The organism is Nguyenibacter vanlangensis (assembly GCF_013376155.1).
Taxonomy (GTDB): domain Bacteria; phylum Pseudomonadota; class Alphaproteobacteria; order Acetobacterales; family Acetobacteraceae; genus Gluconacetobacter; species Gluconacetobacter vanlangensis.
In genome coordinates, this window is sequence record NZ_JABXXP010000980.1 from 1 (window position 1) to 842 (window position 842).

An 842-nucleotide genomic window follows, 5' to 3' on the forward strand; every position below is an offset into this window, starting at 1 on the left:
AGGGTGCGCGCGCGCCGGCCGGCGCCGACGCGGCGACCGTGCGGGCCAGCAGGCGCAGATCGCTGCGGATGTCGGATGAAACCTGCGCGCGGCCCTGTTCCATGTCGGTCAGCATCCGCGTCAGCAAACTCTCGATCCCGCGCAGATGCCCATGGCCGGAGTCCTCGGCCATGCGCTGCATCAGCGCATGGCTGGCGCGCATCGTCTCGGTCATGACGCCGATCCGCTCGTTCAGGCTGCTCAGCAGCGCCTGCTGCTGCACGCGGCCATCCTCGCCCCGCGCGATCAGCGTCTGCAGCTTCTCCAGGTTCTCGGCCGTCTGTTCCAGCAGCGCCTGGACATAGGCCGGCACGCTGGCATCGCCGCCGTCCGCGCCGGCCAGGCCGGGGCCGATCCGCGTCAGCCCGGCCAGCCATTCCTCCAGTTCGTTGAAGAAACGATTCTGCGCCTGCCCGGCCGTCAGGTCCAGAAAGCCCAGTACCAGCGCACCGGCCAGGCCGAACATCGATCCCGAAAAGGCCGTGCCCATGCCGTGCAGCGGCTGGGCCAGCCCGCTCTTCAACTGCCCGAACATCACGTTCAGGTCCCCCGATCCGATCGACAGGCTCCCGATCACGTCGGCGATGGACCCCACGGTCAGCAGCAGCCCGTAGAACGTGCCCAGCAGGCCCAGGAAGATCAGCAGGCCGGTCATGTAGCGCGACAATTCGCGCCCTTCGTCCAGCCGCGACGACAGGCTGTCCAGCATGGACTGCATCGCCGGGGTGGACAGGACCAGCCGGTCGGTGCGGCCGTGCGTCGCCAGCATCGACGCCATCGGCGCCATCAGGCGCGGCGGCGTC

The 842-nt window shown here is 69.4% G+C and carries 1 protein-coding gene; it reads right to left on the reverse strand.

Annotated elements, in window-relative coordinates:
• Nucleotides 1-842: flagellar motor protein MotA (locus HUK84_RS20625; protein ID WP_176641855.1), on the reverse strand; the 842-nt coding region annotated here is incomplete at both ends.